Raw genomic sequence first — 16,572 nt, 5'->3', positions numbered from 1 at the left:
TGATGGGAGAACTCTCCCCGCGGCGTGCCGTGGCGTGGGGCTGGTGGCCGGGGCTGTTTCGGTGCTTGTCTGGGGTATCGATATTCGATAGATTTCCATCGTTGGTCGATGGAAGGGTGAGCCATGGGAAAGCTGACCGTGGGTGCGTTGCGTGCCGTGCTCGCGATGATGCTCGTCGGTACCTTCTTCGTGCAGGCCGGGATGGTCTGGGCGTTGGTCACCGGGAACGACCCGGAGGACGGGTCGCTGCCGCTGACCCCGCTGCGCGTGGTCACGGTCCTGGGCATGATGGCGGTCCAGGTTGCCGTGGTCTGCGTATGGCGGCTGGTGTCGATGGTGCGACGCGGAACCGTGTTCTCCCACGCGGCTTTCCGGTACGTGGACATCGTGATCGGCGCCATCGTCGCGGCTGCCCTCGTGTGGTTCACGGTCACGGGCATCAATGCGCCGGGCCAGCGGGAGGACCCAGGCGTCACCGTCATCATGGCCGGGGTCGGCGTGGCCATCCTGGGGGTCGCGCTCATCGTGCTAGTGCTGCGGATGCTGCTCGCCCAGGCCGTCGCTCGCGACGGCGAAGCGGTGCGGATGCAGGCCGAGTTGGACGAGGTCATCTGATGCCGATCGTCGTCGACATCGACGTGATGCTCGCCAAGCGGAAGATGTCCGTGGGCGACCTCGCGGACCGCGTGGGGATCACGCCCGCCAACCTTGCGGTACTCAAGAACGGCCGCGCAAAGGCGGTGCGCTTCACGACGCTCGCCGCGCTCTGCGAGGTGCTCGAATGCCAGCCGGGCGACCTGCTGCGCTGGGAGACCGAGGACGGCGCGGGCGAATGAACCGTGGCTGCCGATGTGTCAGTCGACCCACAGGTCGGCGGTCATGGCTATCGCGCGGATGTTGCCGCCGGCGAGTTCGCGCATGGACGGCTCCCGTGGCACTCAACGATCCCGCTGCTCCCGCACCTGCACCTGGATCCACACCAGCAGCTGCCACCTGGACCGAGCCCGCCCCCGTCCATCCCTCCGCGGCCCGATCCGCGGACACCGCCACCTGCCCGCAAGGGCACCGCAGCGTGTGCGTCAACACGTCCAGAGCCCTGGTAGCAGGCGGGGCCCTGTCCGCGGGACAATAGGTAGCGAATCCTGCCCGTCTCGGGGAGACAAGGCGGGGCACACATGCCCGCAGCACGCGCCGCCCGGCCCGACGACGGGATCCCGCCGGATCTCGCGGCCGTACTGCTGGACGCGGACGGCCGCGTCCTGATGTGCAGCCCGGCCGCCCGGCGTCAGTTGGGCGACCCGCTGGCCCCGGAAGCCGCCGCGGCGCTGCGCGAGATCCCCCGGCGCGGCCCCGGGGCGCGCGTCCGGATTCCCGGGACCGCCGGGCCGGTGCACGCGCGCTCGCTGACGACGCCGCTGTCCGACCACGGCCCGGGGCACTCCAACCTGGTCCCCAGCGCCCGCCTGATCCTGCTGCTGCCCGTCGGCCGCGCCGCCGGCGACCCGCGGCTCTCGGACGCCCGGGGCCAGGGTCACCAGGCTCTGGCGCACACCGCCGCGGTGGACATCGGCGCGACGCTGGACCTGGGCGAGGCGGCCCGGGCGTTCGTCGACGTCCTCGTGCCGGACTTCGCGGACCTCGCCTCGGTCGACCTGGCCGAATCCGTCCTCCACGGCGACGAGCCGCGCCGGACGGACGAGGTCGAGTTCCGGCGCGCGGCGGTCGCCGCCCGGCCCGGCACCACGTGGCCCGCGCCGATGCTGGACGTCGGCGACCGGCTGCCGCCGTTCCCGGAGAGCCCGATGCTGGGGCCGCTCGCCGAGGGGATTCCGGTACGCGCCACCGACATGGCGTACCTGCGCACGTCCCTCAGGCTCGATGCGGCGACGCTGGACACCATCATCCCGGCCGCGGCCACCTCGTCCATGGTCGCGACACTGCTGGTACGCGGGCTGCTGCTGGGCAGCATCACGGTCTGGCGTACCGGCGGCCGGCCCGCCTTCGACGAACGCGATGCCGCGCTGCTCGCCGAGATCGCCTCGCGCGCCGCCCTCAGCGTCGACAACGCCCGCCGCTACACGCGCGAACACCGCACCGCCGTGGCCCTGCAGCGCTCGCTGCTGCCCAGGCTGGCGAATCGCACCCCGGCCGCGGAGACGGCGGGCACGTACCGTCCCGCCGAGGGCGAGGCCGGAGTCGGGGGAGACTGGTTCGACGTCATCCCGCTGTCCTCGATGCGCACCGCGTTCGTCGTCGGCGACGTCGTCGGACACGGGCTGGGCGCGACCGCCGCGATGGCCCGGCTGCGGACCGCCGTGCAGACCCTGGCCGACCTCGACCTGGAGCCCGACGAACTCATCGGCCATCTGGACGACTTGGTGATCAGCTACTGGCCCGAGCACGACCCGGACGACTCGACCGCCGAACTCGCGGCCCTGGGCGCGACGTTCCAGTACGCGGTGTACGACCCGGTCAGCTGCACCTGCACCGTCGCGAGCGCCGGCCACCCGCCGCCACTCGTTCTGCGGCCGGACACGGAACCGCAGTTCGTGGACCTGACGCCGGGGCCGCCGCTGGGCGTCGGCGGCATGCCGTTCGAGTCCTTCGAGATCGATCTGCCGCCGTCATCTCTGCTCGCGTTCTACACCGACGGGCTGGTGGAGCGCCGGGACCGCGATCTCACGGCGCGCATGAGCGAGTTCGCGGCGGTCGTGGCGGAGAACCGGAGGCGACCGCTGGGCGCCATCGGCGCCGTCGTCCTGGGCCGGCTCGACCCGCCGCGGGACGACGACGTCGCGCTGCTGCTGGCGCGTACCGAATGCATCCCCGACGACGCCGTGGCCGCCTGGGAACTGCCCGCCGACCTGGGGGAGGTCGCGCACGCCCGCGCGCTGGTCACCGCCAAACTCACCGAATGGGGCCTGGACGAACTCGCCTACACCACCGAGCTCGTCGTCAGCGAACTGGTCACCAATGCCATCCGGTACGCGGGCGGCCCGGTGGGACTGCGGCTGATCCGCGGCGGAACACTCGTCTGCGAGGTCTCCGACCCCAGCAACACCCAGCCCCGGCTGCGCCGCGCCCGCGACACGGACGAGGGAGGTCGAGGCCTCTTCCTCGTCGCCCAGCTCACCAACCGCTGGGGCAGCCGGTACCACCGCGCCGGCAAGACCATCTGGGCCGAACAGTCCACCACGCCCCAACCCGCCGCGGCCCCCCTGTCCGCGGAACTGTCGGCGGACGCCCTCCTGGCGGCCTTCGACCCCGATTGACTCCAACGCGAATCCGCCCCGATTCCGCGCGCGCCGCGCTCAGTCCCACCAGAAGTACCAGGAACCGCTTCGCAGCTGACCGCTTATCAGCTCCTCGATGGTCCCGACGCCCTGGTGAACGATGTCGTTGCAGTACGCGTAGTGCTCCACGGCGGCGGTTGCCACCGTCTCCGGCGTACGGGGGCGACGGGTCACCAGAACCTCCAGCACCGCCGTTTCCAGGGTCACCAGTTCGGCGCCGTACCGCCGCTCGAAGTGCCTGAGCACAGCGGTATGTTCGGGACCGGTGATGTCGTAGTTGCAAGCCCCGAGCCAGTTCAGCAGGGTCGGTACGTCGGCACCCGAAGGCGCCTGCACCAGGCACAGCACCGTCCGTTCCTGTCCCAGCGCCGACACGTGCAGGCCGCCGACGAGATCGAGGTCGACCTGGTCGGCGACGTGCTCGGTGAGGCGACGCAGGACCCGGGGGACGTCCGGCCCGGCGGAGGATGCCCCGGCACCGGAATCAGCAGGAGCGGCGGGGGAGGGCAGGAAGCGCACGGACTCGCGGGCCCAGCCGTCGAGCAGCGCACGCCCGTCCGGCGACGTGCCGTCCGGCCCGGCGAGCGTCGGCGCGAAGCCGCGCTCCAGGCCGACGAGCACCCGGTCCAGGGCCTCCGGCTCCCCGGCAAGGACCGGCCACCATCCGGTGCGGTCGTGCAGACCGCGCAGCCGGCTCCACAGGCGGAAGGCGTCCGTACCGGCGACCTCCCCGACGTACACCGGTGACCCGTCCACCGCCTTCGCGGCCTCGCGCAGCACCGGGAGGGACGGGACTTCCGGCCCACCAAAAGCGCCCGGGCCGCCTGGTGACTCCGGCAGGCCGACGCCGGGCACGCCGAAGAGCCGCTGCAGTTCCGAAATGGACATACCCATACGCACAACGTAGCCCGCAAACCCAAACCCCCCACCCCCACCACCCCAATGTCGGCTCCTGCCAATATCGACGGGGGAGTGCTGCGGACGTGTGATTCTGGGGGGTGCTGGCTGTTGCGGTTTGTTGCTTTGTGGAGAGGAGTCCACTGTGACCCGGCCTGCGCTCTACATTGACGTCGACGGCCCGCTCAACCCGTATGTCTCCGATTCCCGGCACACCCCGGCGGGATTCACCGCGCATCGGATGAAGCCGGAGAGTTGGGTCGTGCAGCACCCGGGGAAGCCGCGCTCCTCGGTCGAGCCCTTGCGGGTCCTGCTCAACCCCGACCACGGTCCGCGGCTGGCCGCCTTCGAGGACGTGTTCGAGTTGGTGTGGGCGACGGCCTGGGGCAAGGACGCGAACGAGTTCATCGCGCCCGTGTTGGGGCTGCCGCAGTTGGCGGTCATCACGTGGCCGGACGTGCCGGACTACCGCGCGGGTGGGGCCGCCGCGCAACGTACGCCCGGCCCTGGCGGCGAGTTCTGGAAGACCGTGCATCTGGTCGCGCACGCCGCGGGCCGTCCGTTCGTGTGGCTCGACGACGAGATCACCGATCTGGACGAGGCGTACGTGCGGACTCATCACGGAGGGCTCGCACTGCTGCACCGCGTCGACCGGGAACGCGGCCTGCAGGACGGCGACTTCGAGGCGGTGGCCGGGTTCGCGGCCGCGTTGGCCGGCCGGTAGCCCCCACGACGGCGCGATCCGGATGCCCGAGTGTGGGCGCGCGACGGTGAGCCTGAGGGCAGCTGTCGCCCGCGCACAGGGGTCCGCGGCGCCGAAGCGCCGCCCTGGCAAAGGGTGTTGGTCGTTGGTGCCAGGGCGGGCGCGACGGTGTCTCAGGCGCCTCCGCCGTTGGACTGGGGGATGCCCGGGGCGAGGGTGCGGAACCTGTAGATGTAGCCTCCGTCGTCGCCGCCGACGGTGACGTACGCGGTGTTCGTGCCCGGCTTGATCGCCAGGTTGCTGACGAGTCGCTTCCCGTTCTGCGGGTACGGCACGACGACGGTGGCGATCAGGTCGCCCTTCTGGTTCCAGACGAGGATCTTGTCGGTGCCGATCACCACCTGGTAGACGTTGCCGGCCGCGTCGACAGTGTTGGAGTCGAAGCCGTGGAGGCCGATGTTCGCCGACATGCCCACCCGGCCGTCGGTGAAGCTCTTGCCGTCCGGTGCCAGCGCGAAGTGGTTCTCGCGGCCGAGGCTGTACTCGCTCACCCACACGCCGGTGAAGTCCGGGGTGAAGGTGATGCCGTTGGGGCCGGACAGGCCGTCCTGCAGGACGATCGGGTCGGTGCCGTCGGCGTCGAGGCGTACGACCCGGCCCGTCGGACTCCAGGGCGTGCCGTGGTAGTCCGTGATGTACATGTTCCCGGCCTTGTCGAAGGCGATGTCGTCGGGCACCATCGGCCGGCCCGCCACCGGGCCGGCGAAGACGGTCTCGAACCCGCTCCCGTCGGGGTTGAGGCGGTCGATCTCCCCGTTGTGGAAGTCGGTGGCGTAGATCTTGCCGTCCGCGGGGCTGAACTGGAGCGACGAGTAGCCGCTCGTGGCGTCCGCGTGGACGGGTGTGACGGCCTTGGTGGGCAGGTCGAACTTGAGGATCTTCGGCTGCCCCGGCGCGCCGGTGAGGTTGACGAAGTACAGCCTGCCGTCGGGTCCGAAGGCCGGTCCCTCCAGCACGGTCAGGTGGCCGAACGGCGACGGCGGGTCCAGCGGGGCGACCTTGGAGACGAGTTCGGCCCGGATCACGGGCGGCGTACCGTGGCCGCCTCCGGAGGCCGGTGCGGCGGGACCGGCATAACCGGTGTCACCGGCGTAGTCGGCGTACTCGACGGAGCCGCTGTCCCCGGATCCCCCGACAGCCCCGCCGGGATCGGCGGTCGCGGTCGGCACGACGGCGGCACCGCCGACGGCCAGGGCGGCCAGCAGAGCGGCGGCCAAGGTGAGCCGTCTGGTCCTCTTGATCATGGTTCCTCCCGGTGGTGCTCCGAGTCGGCGCCGCGTGGGGAGGGCCGTCTCGGCCCGGTGTGAGGTGCATGCGGAAGCGCACGCCGACCGTGCTGTCGGTGGTCGTGATCGTGATCGCGGTGCTGTGGTGAATGCGGCAGACCTGCCCGTGCCCGTCCGTCCCCCCCGAGGGCGGCTACTCGAGCACGATGCCGAAGGCCCGCTGCCGCAGCAGGGCCTTCTGGATCTTTCCGGTCGAAGTCCTCGGCAGCTCGCCGAAGATCACCCGGTGCGGTGCCTTGAACCGGGCGATCCTCGCGCGGACGAAGGCCACCAACTCGGCCTCCCCGATGGCCGCGTCGGGCCGGAGGGTCACGTACGCGACGGGGACCTCGCCCCAATTGGGGTGCGGTGCGCCGACCACGGCCGTGTCCAGCACGGCGGGGTGCTCGGCGAGCGTGTTCTCCACCTCGACGGAGGCGATGTTCTCGCCGCCGGAGATGATGACGTCCTTGGCGCGGTCCCGTAGTTCGACGTACCCGTCCGGATGCATGACGCCGATGTCTCCCGAGCGGAACCAGCCGTCGGCGGTGACCGCGGTGGCGGTCGCCTCGCCGTCGCGGTAGTAGCCGAGCATCAGGTTGTTGCCGCGCAGGACGATCTCCCCGGTGGTGGCTCCGTCGGCCGGTACGTCCTTGCCCGCCGAGTCGACGACGCGCAGTGGTTCGCCCACCACGTTGGCGATGCCCTGCCGGACGACGAGTGCGGTGCGCCGCTCGTCCGGCAGATCCCGCCACTCCGGCTGCCATTCGCACACGACCGCGGGCCCGAACGTCTCGGTGAGCCCGTAGAGATGGCGCATCTCGATGCCGAGCGCGCGCAGCCTGGCGAGCAGCGCCGACCGGGGCGGCGCGCCGCCGACGAACACCTGGACCGGGTGGGGCACGGGTGCCGTCGCCGCGGGATCGTCGGCCAGCATGCCCAGCACGACGGGTGCCGCACAGAAATGGGTCACACCGTCGTGGCGGATGGCGTGCCAGATGTCCGCCGGGTTCACCTTGCGCAGGCAATGGTGGACCGCTCCGGCGGCGGTCACCGCCCACGGGAAGCACCAGCCGTTCGTGTGGAACATCGGCAGGGTCCACAGGTAGCGCGAAGACGGGTCCAGGCGGGCGTGGTACGCCATCGCCAGGGCCTGGAGGTACGCGCCGCGGTGGTGGTACATGACGCCCTTCGGCCGCCCTGTCGTTCCGCTGGTGTAGTTGATCGACAGCAGCGACCGTTCGTCGGTCACGGTGACCGCCAGGCGCGCGGCGCCGGCCAACTGCGACTCGTATTCGTCGTGCGGCTGCCCGCAGTTGACGACGATCGGCTGCACCATGCTGTGCCGCAAGGCCTCGTCGAGCAGGTCCCGGCACGACGCGTCGACGATCACCACGCGCGCCCGGCAGTGGCCGAGGATGTACGCGACCTCGGCCGGCGCCAGCCGGGTGTTGAGCGCCACCAGCACCGCCCCGGCGAGCGGCACTCCGTGATGGGCCTCCAGCAGAACATGGGTGTTCGGCGCGATGACCGCGACCCGGTCGCCGGGCCTGACCCCGTGGTCCGCCAGCAGGCCGGCGAGCCGCTGCGCGCGGTCCCAGAACTCCGCGTAGGAGTAGTGCATTTCGCGGTCGACGACGGCGAGCCGGTCGGCGTACACCTTGGCGGCGCGCGCGGCGAAGGCCGTCGGGGTCAGCTCCGCGAAGGTCATCCCGCTCATCGGGACGGCTCGAAGAAGGGGAGCACCACGTCTTGTTCGATCGGGCGGAAGGTCACGGTGACGGGCATGCCGCAGTGCACGGCGTCGACGTCGCAGTCCACGACGTTGCTGATCATCTGGTAGCCCTCCTCGAGTTCGACGACGGCGACGACGTACGGGACTTCGAACGCGGGCGTCTGCGGTCGCCACACCACCGAGAAGGTGTTGACCACTCCGCGGCCGGAACTCTCGTGCCAGGAAAGGCGGGTCGACAGGCAGTGCGAACAGAAGGCCTGGGGTTTGAACACCGCCCCGCCGCAGTCGGAGCACTGCTGGTAGAGGAGTTTCCCCTCGGCGCAGGCCCGCCAGAACGGTTCGGAGAGCTTCGTCGGCCGGGGGACCGGCCTGCTTGGCGTGCTGATGGTCACGGTTCACTCCGAAGTCATGAGCAGGAGACCCTTGGGCCAGTTCGCCAGCGCGACCTTCGCGCCGGCGACCTGGTTCACGTTCGCTTCGCCGCGCAGCTGCTGCACGGCACGCACGACTTTCTGGGTCAGCTGCGAATAGCCGGTGTGGGAATGCGACATGAGGCCGCCGTCGGTGCAGGTGGGGAACCGGCCGTCGAGGCGGATGTTCTCGGGGGACAGCAGTTGTGCGCCTTCGCCGGGTGCGCAGTAGCCGTACGCCTCGAAGTAGCGCACGACTTCGTAGGTGAAGTTGTCGTACACCTCGAACACGTCCACGTCGTCGCGGCCGATGCCGGCCTGCGCGAACGCGGCGTCGGCGGCCCGCCGCCCGACCATGCCGGTCCGCTCGTACGTCGGCGGATTGACGTACGTCGGCCCCCACTCCTCGCGTCCGCCGCCCAGCAGCCGGATGGGTGCCACCGGTAGATCGCGGGCGCGTTCCATCGTGGTGAGCACCACCGCGCTGCCCCCTTCGGAGGTCGTCGCGCAGTCGAGGAGCCGGTACGGCGAGGCGACCATGCGGGACGCGAGGATGTCGTCTGGGGTGAACGGCCCGCGCCCGTGGTATACGGCGTTCGGGTTCACCGCGCCGTAGTTCCGGATGGTCGCCGGGATGTGCGCGAGGTCCTCGGGCTTGACCCCGAACTCGTGCATGTAGCGCTGGGCGGGCAGCGCCCATTCGACCGCCGTGTGCAGGCCCCACGTCTCGATGAACTCGTTCGTCGGCCGGGTCCACGGCGCGGTCGAGTCGCGGTCGGTGTAGAGGGAGGCCTGTCCGCTGGCGATCAGTGCCACGGCGCACTCGCCGGACGCGACGGCGAGGGCGGCCTCCAGGACGGCCTGCACGCCGTCCATCTCCCGCCCGAGCCAGAAGCCGGTGGCCCCCACGTCATAGGCGAAGGCGCTGCCGGCGTCGGCGTCGAGACCGACGGTGACGTTGAAGCCGTCCACGTCCCGCATGGCGAGCCCGGCCTGCCGCAGGGCCCCCTGCGCCGCGTCGAGCGTGACCGACCAGGACGTCTGCCCGGGCAGCGTACGTGCCTGCGGCGTGTTGTGGGCGCCGACGACGGCGACGCTCTGCAGGGCACGCCCGATGTCCTTCGGCAAGGGAGCCTCCTCGTGTGGTCGCTGTCCGGCGCGACGGCCTCCGCCGGATGGCGCGCCAAGTCGGATGACGCGCTAAAGAGTATCCTCTTTATCTCCGAGGGTTCAATGGTTGTGGAACAACAGGCTGTTCAAAGGCGCTACTTCTGGCATTCCGACCGGCACCTGGACCATGAAATGCACAATGAGTACACTGTTTCTGGGGCGGGTCGGCTGCCGCGCGGGACCGCGGCGGCGTCGCGGCCGCCCTCCAGCGACTCGCGAAAGGGACGTCTCCATGAACACGCCGAACCCGCCGCGCCACGATGCCGACGACATCCTCCGCAGCCTCGGCATCCCGACGCGGGGTGCGGTGTACGACCTGTCCTCCGGCTGGTGGCGGCACATGCCCAGCTTCGAGGGCTACCCGCGCTTCGAGGTGATCACCTACAACTCCCCGCACAACCAGCGCGCCACCGGGCAGTTCCCCTTCGACAAGACGGCGGAGAACGAGGTCCAGGTCGGCTACGTCTCCGAGTTCGTGTCGGGAGGCCTGCACACCGGCACGCACATCGACGCGCTCTGCCACATCACGTGCGGCGAGAACGACGAGTGGCACGGCGGCGTCTCGGCGAACGACGCCCTCGGGACGTTCGGCGCCGAGCGCGGCGACGCCTCGGAACTGGCCCCCGTCATCGGCAGAGGAGTACTGCTCGACATCCCGCCCGTGCTCGGCCTGGAGATCCTGCCACCCGGCTTCGCGGTCGGCGAGGAGCACCTGCGGGCGGCCGCGGAGGCCGCCGACGTGACGATCCAGGACGGCGACATCGTGCTCGTCCGAACCGGGCAGATGAAGTTCTGGCCGGACATCAGGCGCATCCGCAAGCTCAGCGACGGCAGCGGCGTCGCCCTGGACGGCGCGCAATGGCTCGTCGCGCAGGGCGCCCGCTACGTCGGCGCCGACACGCTGTCATTCGAGGTGCGGCCGTCGACGGTCCCCGGCAACGAGTTCCCCGTGCACCTGTTCCTGCTGTACGAGAACGGGATCCACATCATGGAGTGGGTCAACTGCGAGGGCCTGGCGGCCGACGGGGTATCCAGCTTCCTCTTCGTGGGGCTGCCGCTCACCATCCGCGGCGGCAGCGGATCGCCGCTGCGTCCGATCGCGGTGGCCTGACCGCCGTTCTACTCGGCCGAGGCGTCCGGGAGCAGGGCCGCGATCGCCTGCAAGTGCCTGCGCATGCGGTGCTGTGCGAGCGGGGCGTCGCCGGCCACGATCGCCTCGACGATCGCCCGGTGGGCCTCGTGCGACCGCACCGCGCTGTCGTGCTGCTCCTCGTCCGGTTGGCCGCCGGACGCCCAGGTCTGCTGCACCATGTCCTGGTCCAACTGCGTCAGCACCTCGACGAAGAGCGTGATCGCCGGATTTCCGGCGAGTTCGGCGATCACGCTGTGCAGGTTCCGCGCGTGCCCCAGGGTCACGCCGCGCTCGATCAACTCCCGCTCGGTGTCCAGGGATTCGGTCAGGCGGGCGATCCCCGCCTCGGTCAGCTTCTCGGCCGCGGCGGTGACCCCGGCCAGTTCGAGGGCCATCCTCGCCTCGAACATCTGCCGCCGGTTGACCGCCGCATGCCGCAGGTAGACGCGCGCGGCGTCGCGGACGATGCCCGGGTCGGGCTCGGTGACCACCAGGCCGCCGCCGGGACCGCGCCGCATGCGGGCCATCTGGTGGTGTTCCACGAGCCGCACGGCCTCGCGGAACACGGCCCGGCTGACGCCGTACCGTTCGATCAGGTCCCGCTCGGAGCCGAGGACCGATCCGGTACGCCAGCCCGCCTCCAGGATGTCCTTCTCGATCATCGCCGCCACCGTTTCGGCGAGCCGCTGCGGGCTGCCGCCTTCCGGCGTGTGCCGAGTCGCCCTTGCAGCGCTTGTCATGGACAGGCCCTATCCGTCGTGAAGTCGTCTCCGGCGGGAGTCGCGCCCGATGCCCGGAACCTCGATACCTCGTATCGGGATGCCTGGATACAGCGCACTCTTTCATCGCTCATGGTAGACGAATGCAAGGAAGGCATCGCAGGATGCGGTCGATCGTGGCGAAAATGAGGGTACTTATCCCACGCCAGGAGCAGTCGTGTCCGCACCGACGATGCGCAACGCCAGCTCGCCGTACTCCCAGACCACGGCGTCCTCGCCGATCTCGCCGTCCTCACGGAACCACACGGCGACGCCCATGCCCAGGTCCAGGATGGCGTACGAGGCCAGTCTCGCGGACACGACCCGGAACCGGCCGGCGGCCACGCCGGCCGAGACCAGGTCGCGGAAGCACGCCTCGTACTCCGCCCGCCGGGCGAGCACCTCCGCACGGAACGGCTCCTGGAGGCTGCGCAGTTCGCGGTTGCCGACGAAGGCCTCGAGCCGGTGCCGGGCGTGGTAGCGCACATGGGTCTCGGTGGCGCGCCGGAGCCGTTCCGCCGGATCCTCCGTCGTGGCGACGGCCGCGCGGTGCTGGGCGAGCAGTTCGTCCATGGTCCGGCGGGTGATCTGGACCAGCAGTTCCTGCTTCGAGGCGACGTGCTTGTAGAGGCTCGGCCCCCGCACGCCGATGGCGGCGCCGATGTCGGCCATCGTCGTCGCCTCGTAGCCGAACCTGGTGAACAGGTCGAGGGCCGCCGCGCGGATGTCGTCGGACCGCGGTGAACCGGACAAGGCCGCACTCCCTGGTAGCCGTCGGCTAATGATGCGTAGCTCGGTGATCGAAGTTTCCGGGATTCTATCGCGATTTTACAGGTCGTGCTGCTATGGTCCTGGCTAATAATCATTAGCCAAGATCATCAACCGAGATCATCAGCCAGGGAGGCTGTGTGACTGTCGACCTCACGCCCGGCCCGGTCGCGGAGGACCTCGCCCGGCGTACCGCGCGCTTCGTCCGCGAGACGGTCGTCCCCGTCGAGGAGCGCCTCGGCGGGGTGCCGGGCTCCGACGACGTACGCCTGGAACTCCAGCGGGCCGCACGGGAGGCCGGCGTCTTCGCACCGCACGTCTCCCCGGAGTACGGCGGCCACGGGCTGGACATGCGGGACCGCGCTTTCGTCTTCGAAGAGGCCGGCTATTCGCTGCTGGGCCCGCTCGCGCTCAACATCGCCGCGCCCGACGAGGGCAACATGCACATGCTGGAAGCCATCGCGTCCCCCGCGCAGAAGGAGCGCTACCTGCGTCCCCTCGCCGCCGGTGCGACGCGCTCCTGCTTCGCGATGACCGAGCCCGCACCCGGGGCCGGCTCCGACCCGGCGGCGCTCGCCACCACGGCCGAGCGCATACCCGGCGGCTGGCGCATCGACGGCCGCAAGTGGTTCATCACCGGGGCGGACGGTGCCGACTTCGTGATCGTGATGGCGCGTACGTCGGGCGCACCCGGCGACGCCGGCGGGGCCACCATGTTCCTCGTCGACGCGGGGAACCCGGGCATGCGCATCGTGCGGCACATCGAGACCCTCGACGAGAGCCTGTTCGGCGGACACGCCGAGATGCTCTTCGACGGCTGCACCGTCCCGGACGACGCGGTGCTCGGCGAGGTGGACGAAGGCTTCCGGTACGCCCGGGTCCGGCTCGGTCCGGCCCGTACCACGCACTGCATGCGCTGGCTCGGCATCGCCCGACGTGCCCAGGACATCGCGGTGGCAAGGGCCGCCGAACGCGAGCTCTTCGGCTCGCGGCTGGCCGAACTCGGCATGGTCCAGGCGATGATCGCGGACAACGAGATCGACATCGCCGCCGCGCACGGCCTCATTCTCCAGGCCTGCGCCGATCTCGACCGGGGCGGGTCCGGGGCGCAGTCCACCTCCATCGCCAAGACCTTCTGCGCCGAAGCGGTCTGGCGGGTGGTGGACCGCTCACTGCAGATCTGCGGCGCCCTCGGCGTGTCCGGCGACGTACTGCTCGGCCGATTCCTGCGCGAGACAAGGCCGTTCAGGATCTACGACGGCCCCTCCGAGACCCACCGCTGGTCCATCGCCCGGCGCGTCGTCCGGCGCCACGACGCGGCGCACGCCCGATGAGCGCGGGCTCTGCCGGCGAAGCCGGGCGTCCAGGCGCCGACGGACTCGACCTGGCCGTCCTGGAGCGGTTCTTCGCGGACAACGTGCCGGGCTTCCGCGGCGGCCTGACCACCGAACTCCTGCACGGCGGCCGGTCCAACCTCACCTACAAGGCGACCGACGGCGCGAACACCTGGGTCGTCCGCCGCCCGCCGCTGGGCGGACTGACCCCCTCCGCGCACGACATGGCCCGCGAATACCGGGTCGTCTCCGCGCTCGCGGACAGCGCCGTCCCGGTGCCGCGAGCCGTGGCACTGGCCGACGACACGCTGCTGGGTGTGCCGTTCTCGGTGGTCGAGTACGTCCCGGGAACCGTCATCCGGACCCGCGAGCAGCTGCACCGGCTGCCGGACCACCGCATCGCGGGCTGCGCCCATGCCCTCGTGGACACCCTGGCACGCCTCCACGCCGTCGATCCGGCCGAGATCGGACTCGCGGACTTCGGACGGCCCGAGGGCTACCTCGCCCGCCAGGTCGCGCGGTGGTACGACCAATGGCAGCGCGTACGCACCCGCGAACTCGCGGACATCGACAGGCTGTATCGGCGGCTCGCCGAGACCTGCCCGCCCGAGAGCGGCTTCGCGATCGTGCACGGCGACTTCCGGATCGACAACGCCATCCTCGCCCCGGACGATCCGGAGGAGGTGCGCGCCGTCGTCGACTGGGAGATGGCGACGCTCGGCGATCCGCTCGCGGACCTGGGCCTGCATGTGGCGTACGCGGACCCCGCCTTCGCGCCGGTGCTGGCCGGCGCCGCCGCGTCGACCAGCGAACGCCTGCCGCGGCCGGGGGAGTTGGCCCGGCGCTACGCCGAGACCTCCGGCCGCGACGTGACCGGCCTCGGGTTCCACATCGCTCTCGGCTACTTCAAGACCGCGGTCATCGCCGAGGGCATCCACGCCCGCTTCCGCGGCGGGCTCACCAGGGGTTCCGGATTCGAGACCGTCGGCCGGGCGCCCGCGCCGCTCGCGGCGGCCGGTCTGCGGGCGCTGACCGGATCCGTCTGACCGCCGCACCGACCGCGTGCCCTGACACCGCGTGCCCTGACACCGCGTGCCCTGACACCGCGCTCCCCGACACCGCGTGCCCTGACACCGCACTCCCCGACACCCCATCCACCAAAAGGAGTTCACATGGGAATCCTGGACCGCTTCCGGCTCGACGGCCGGGTCGCCATCGTGACCGGAGCGTCCTCGGGCGTCGGCGTGGTCATCGCGCGCGCTCTCGCCGAGGCCGGCGCCGACATCGTCCTGGCCGCGCGCCGGGCCGAGCAACTCGCCGAGACCGCCGAGCTGGTGGAGAAGGCCGGACAGAGGGCGCTGTGTGTCCCGACCGACGTCTCCGTGCCGGAGCAGTGCCGCGCGCTGGCGGCCGCGGCCGCCGAGTTCGGATCGGTCCGCGTGCTCGTCAACAACGCCGGAGTGGGCACCGCGGTCCCCGCGGTGCGGGAGACCCCCGAGCAGTTCCGGTCGGTGCTGGACGTCAACCTCTCCGGCGCGTACTGGATGGCGCAGGCCGCCGGGGGCGTGATGCGGGAGGGCGGTTCTATCGTCAACATCTCCAGCATCCTCGGCCTGGTCACCGCAGGCCTCCCACAAGCTGCGTACGCCGCGTCCAAGGCCGGCCTCCTGGGGCTGACCCGGGACCTCGCCGCCCAGTGGAGCAGCCGCCGGGGCATCCGGGTCAACGCCGTCGCACCCGGGTTCTTCGCGTCCGAGATGACCGACCAGTACCCGGACGGCTACCTCGCGGACCGCCTCGGCGGCCTGCCCGTGCCTCGCCTCGGCGACGCCGAGGAACTCGCCGCCGCAGTGCTGTTCCTCGCATCCGACGCGGGCGGCTACGTCACCGGCACGACCCTGACCGTCGACGGCGGCCTGACGATCTCCTGACGGGTGCTCCAGGCGGGCGTCCGCCGCGCGCCCGTTCGTACATCGGTCGCCACGTCAGCCGTTGCGGACGCCGTCGAGGACGTCCAAGGCGAGATCCGGATCCGCGCCGGCCGCCAGCGACACCGACACCCGGTCGTAGACACCCGTGCTGCGCTCGCGGATCAACTTGCCTGCCGCTGCGGGGCTTTCGGCGACAACCGCGAACGCGTTGAGCACGTCGTCGTCGACGAGCCGCCCCATCTCCTCCCACCGCCCCGCGAGCGACAACGTGCGCAATTCCTCTTGCAGCGCGCCCCAGCCGTGATGCTCCAGCACGCCGCGGTACGCGGGGGTGGACCCGTAGAAGGCGATCCGCTCCCGGATGCCGGCGAGGCCGTGTTCGTACTCCGCCTCCGTACGGCCGGTGGCGACCAGCACGTTCCCGGCGATCTCGAAGGGCCGCCCGGTCCAGGGCGCCCGTGCGGCTTCGGCTTCGGCCCGGGCGGCAAGGACCCGCGGGGCGAGTTGCGCGGCGACGTACGGCACGGTGCTGAACGGGTGGCAGATCACGCCGTCGCCGACCGCTCCGGCCGCCGCGGCCATCCGGGGCCCGACGGCCGCGACGAGCACAAGGGGCGGGCCCTGAGCCACCGGGCCGGGGTCGAACAGCGGGTTCATCAGGTTGTGGCGATAGAACTCGCCCTGGAAATCCAGCTTTTCGCCGGTCTGCCAGCTGTGCCAGACGGCCCGGGTGGCGGCCACGAACTCCTGCATGCGCGCGGCCGGTTGGGACCACGGCATGGCGAACCGGCGGGTGATGTGGGCCTTCACCTGCGACCCCAGGCCGATCACGGCGCGGCCCCCGGAGATCTGCTGAAGTGTCCAGGCGCTGGAGGCCAGCGTCATCGGAGTCCTGGCGAAGGCGATGGCCACACCCGTGGCGAGCTCGATCCTGGAGGTACGCGAGGCGGCGACGGCCAGCAGCTGGAACGGATCCTGCGCGGTCTCGGGGACCAGGACCCGGTCGACGCCGCGCTGTTCGGCGGTGATCGCGGCGTCCGCGGCGCCGGGTGACGCGCCGGTGCCGACGTCCAGTTTCAGAGGGGGCGGTGTGGGGTGCGGGGGAGTGGTCATGGT

16 protein-coding genes are annotated in these 16,572 nt (G+C 71.2%); 8 read left to right on the top strand and 8 right to left on the bottom strand.

What is annotated here, in order from left to right:
* Positions 1-123 precede the first annotated feature (123 nt).
* The 3 genes from AB0C36_RS08240 to AB0C36_RS08230 all read left to right on the top strand — a co-directional run bounded on the left by AB0C36_RS08240 (position 124) and on the right by AB0C36_RS08230 (position 3,272).
* The gene (locus AB0C36_RS08240) at positions 124-615 is read left to right on the top strand and encodes a DUF2975 domain-containing protein (RefSeq protein WP_358351034.1); all 492 of its coding nucleotides are present in this window, start codon (positions 124-126) and stop codon (positions 613-615) included.
* Positions 615-836 carry a helix-turn-helix domain-containing protein gene (locus tag AB0C36_RS08235; protein WP_358351031.1) on the top strand — a complete coding sequence of 74 codons (222 nt, stop codon included), beginning with the start codon at positions 615-617 and terminating at the stop codon, positions 834-836. Before AB0C36_RS08240 ends, AB0C36_RS08235 begins: the two co-directional genes overlap by 1 nt.
* Before the next feature lie 339 nt (positions 837-1,175).
* Positions 1,176-3,272: an ATP-binding SpoIIE family protein phosphatase gene (locus AB0C36_RS08230; RefSeq protein WP_358351028.1), complete on the top strand. Its 2,097-nt coding sequence runs from the start codon at positions 1,176-1,178 to the stop codon at positions 3,270-3,272.
* Between the two features lie 39 nt (positions 3,273-3,311).
* On the opposite strand, the gene AB0C36_RS08225 is transcribed toward AB0C36_RS08230, so the two are convergent.
* A complete protein-coding gene (locus AB0C36_RS08225) occupies positions 3,312-4,187 on the bottom strand; it encodes a DUF4253 domain-containing protein (protein WP_358351026.1) in 876 nt (291 codons plus the stop codon).
* 148 nt (positions 4,188-4,335) lie between these two features.
* Between AB0C36_RS08225 and AB0C36_RS08220 the strand changes: the two genes are divergently transcribed.
* Positions 4,336-4,914 carry a hypothetical protein gene (locus tag AB0C36_RS08220; protein WP_358351024.1) on the top strand — a complete coding sequence of 193 codons (579 nt, stop codon included), beginning with the start codon at positions 4,336-4,338 and terminating at the stop codon, positions 4,912-4,914.
* Positions 4,915-5,066: 152 nt separating this feature from the next.
* Here the strand turns inward: AB0C36_RS08220 and AB0C36_RS08215 are convergent, their stop codons facing one another.
* From AB0C36_RS08215 to AB0C36_RS08200, 4 genes are all read right to left on the bottom strand, one after another.
* Complete coding sequence (locus AB0C36_RS08215) at positions 5,067-6,197, bottom strand: SMP-30/gluconolactonase/LRE family protein (RefSeq protein WP_358351021.1); 1,131 nt, start codon at positions 6,195-6,197, stop codon at positions 5,067-5,069.
* A 175-nt stretch (positions 6,198-6,372) separates the two neighbouring features.
* Positions 6,373-7,938, bottom strand: coding sequence for an AMP-binding protein (locus AB0C36_RS08210; RefSeq protein WP_358351018.1), 1,566 nt, complete (start codon positions 7,936-7,938; stop codon positions 6,373-6,375).
* Complete coding sequence (locus AB0C36_RS08205; protein ID WP_358351016.1) at positions 7,935-8,345, bottom strand: Zn-ribbon domain-containing OB-fold protein; 411 nt, start codon at positions 8,343-8,345, stop codon at positions 7,935-7,937. Before AB0C36_RS08205 ends, AB0C36_RS08210 begins: the two co-directional genes overlap by 4 nt.
* 3 nt (positions 8,346-8,348) lie before the next feature.
* Complete coding sequence (locus AB0C36_RS08200; RefSeq protein WP_358351013.1) at positions 8,349-9,491, bottom strand: thiolase family protein; 1,143 nt, start codon at positions 9,489-9,491, stop codon at positions 8,349-8,351.
* Between the two features lie 274 nt (positions 9,492-9,765).
* On the opposite strand from AB0C36_RS08200, the gene AB0C36_RS08195 reads away from it, so the two are divergent.
* The gene (locus tag AB0C36_RS08195; protein ID WP_358351011.1) at positions 9,766-10,644 is read left to right on the top strand and encodes a cyclase family protein; all 879 of its coding nucleotides are present in this window, start codon (positions 9,766-9,768) and stop codon (positions 10,642-10,644) included.
* Between the two features lie 8 nt (positions 10,645-10,652).
* On the opposite strand, the gene AB0C36_RS08190 is transcribed toward AB0C36_RS08195, so the two are convergent.
* Together AB0C36_RS08190 and AB0C36_RS08185 are read right to left on the bottom strand one after the other, a co-directional pair.
* The gene (locus AB0C36_RS08190; RefSeq protein WP_358351008.1) at positions 10,653-11,405 is read right to left on the bottom strand and encodes a FadR/GntR family transcriptional regulator; all 753 of its coding nucleotides are present in this window, start codon (positions 11,403-11,405) and stop codon (positions 10,653-10,655) included.
* Positions 11,406-11,579: 174 nt separating this feature from the next.
* Entirely contained in the window at positions 11,580-12,176 is a 597-nt protein-coding gene (locus tag AB0C36_RS08185; protein WP_358351006.1) for a TetR/AcrR family transcriptional regulator, read from the bottom strand.
* Positions 12,177-12,331: 155 nt separating this feature from the next.
* Between AB0C36_RS08185 and AB0C36_RS08180 the strand changes: the two genes are divergently transcribed.
* The 3 genes from AB0C36_RS08180 to AB0C36_RS08170 all read left to right on the top strand — a co-directional run bounded on the left by AB0C36_RS08180 (position 12,332) and on the right by AB0C36_RS08170 (position 15,456).
* Positions 12,332-13,525, top strand: coding sequence for an acyl-CoA dehydrogenase family protein (locus AB0C36_RS08180; protein ID WP_358351003.1), 1,194 nt, complete (start codon positions 12,332-12,334; stop codon positions 13,523-13,525).
* Entirely contained in the window at positions 13,522-14,571 is a 1,050-nt protein-coding gene (locus AB0C36_RS08175; RefSeq protein WP_358351000.1) for a phosphotransferase family protein, read from the top strand. The genes AB0C36_RS08180 and AB0C36_RS08175 overlap by 4 nt, the downstream gene beginning before the upstream one ends.
* A 126-nt stretch (positions 14,572-14,697) precedes the next feature.
* Positions 14,698-15,456, top strand: a complete 759-nt coding sequence (locus AB0C36_RS08170; protein ID WP_358350998.1) for an SDR family NAD(P)-dependent oxidoreductase — start codon at positions 14,698-14,700, stop codon at positions 15,454-15,456.
* Between the two features lie 54 nt (positions 15,457-15,510).
* Here the strand turns inward: AB0C36_RS08170 and AB0C36_RS08165 are convergent, their stop codons facing one another.
* On the bottom strand, positions 15,511-16,569 hold the full coding sequence (locus AB0C36_RS08165; protein ID WP_358350995.1) for a TIGR03617 family F420-dependent LLM class oxidoreductase: 1,059 nt from the start codon (positions 16,567-16,569) through the stop codon (positions 15,511-15,513).
* Positions 16,570-16,572 lie beyond the last annotated feature (3 nt).

It is taken from the genome of Streptodolium elevatio (assembly GCF_040649515.1).
Lineage (GTDB): Bacteria > Actinomycetota > Actinomycetes > Streptomycetales > Streptomycetaceae > Yinghuangia > Yinghuangia elevatio.
Note: the sequence above shows the minus strand (reverse complement) of the source record. Positions and strands in the feature narration are given on the sequence as shown.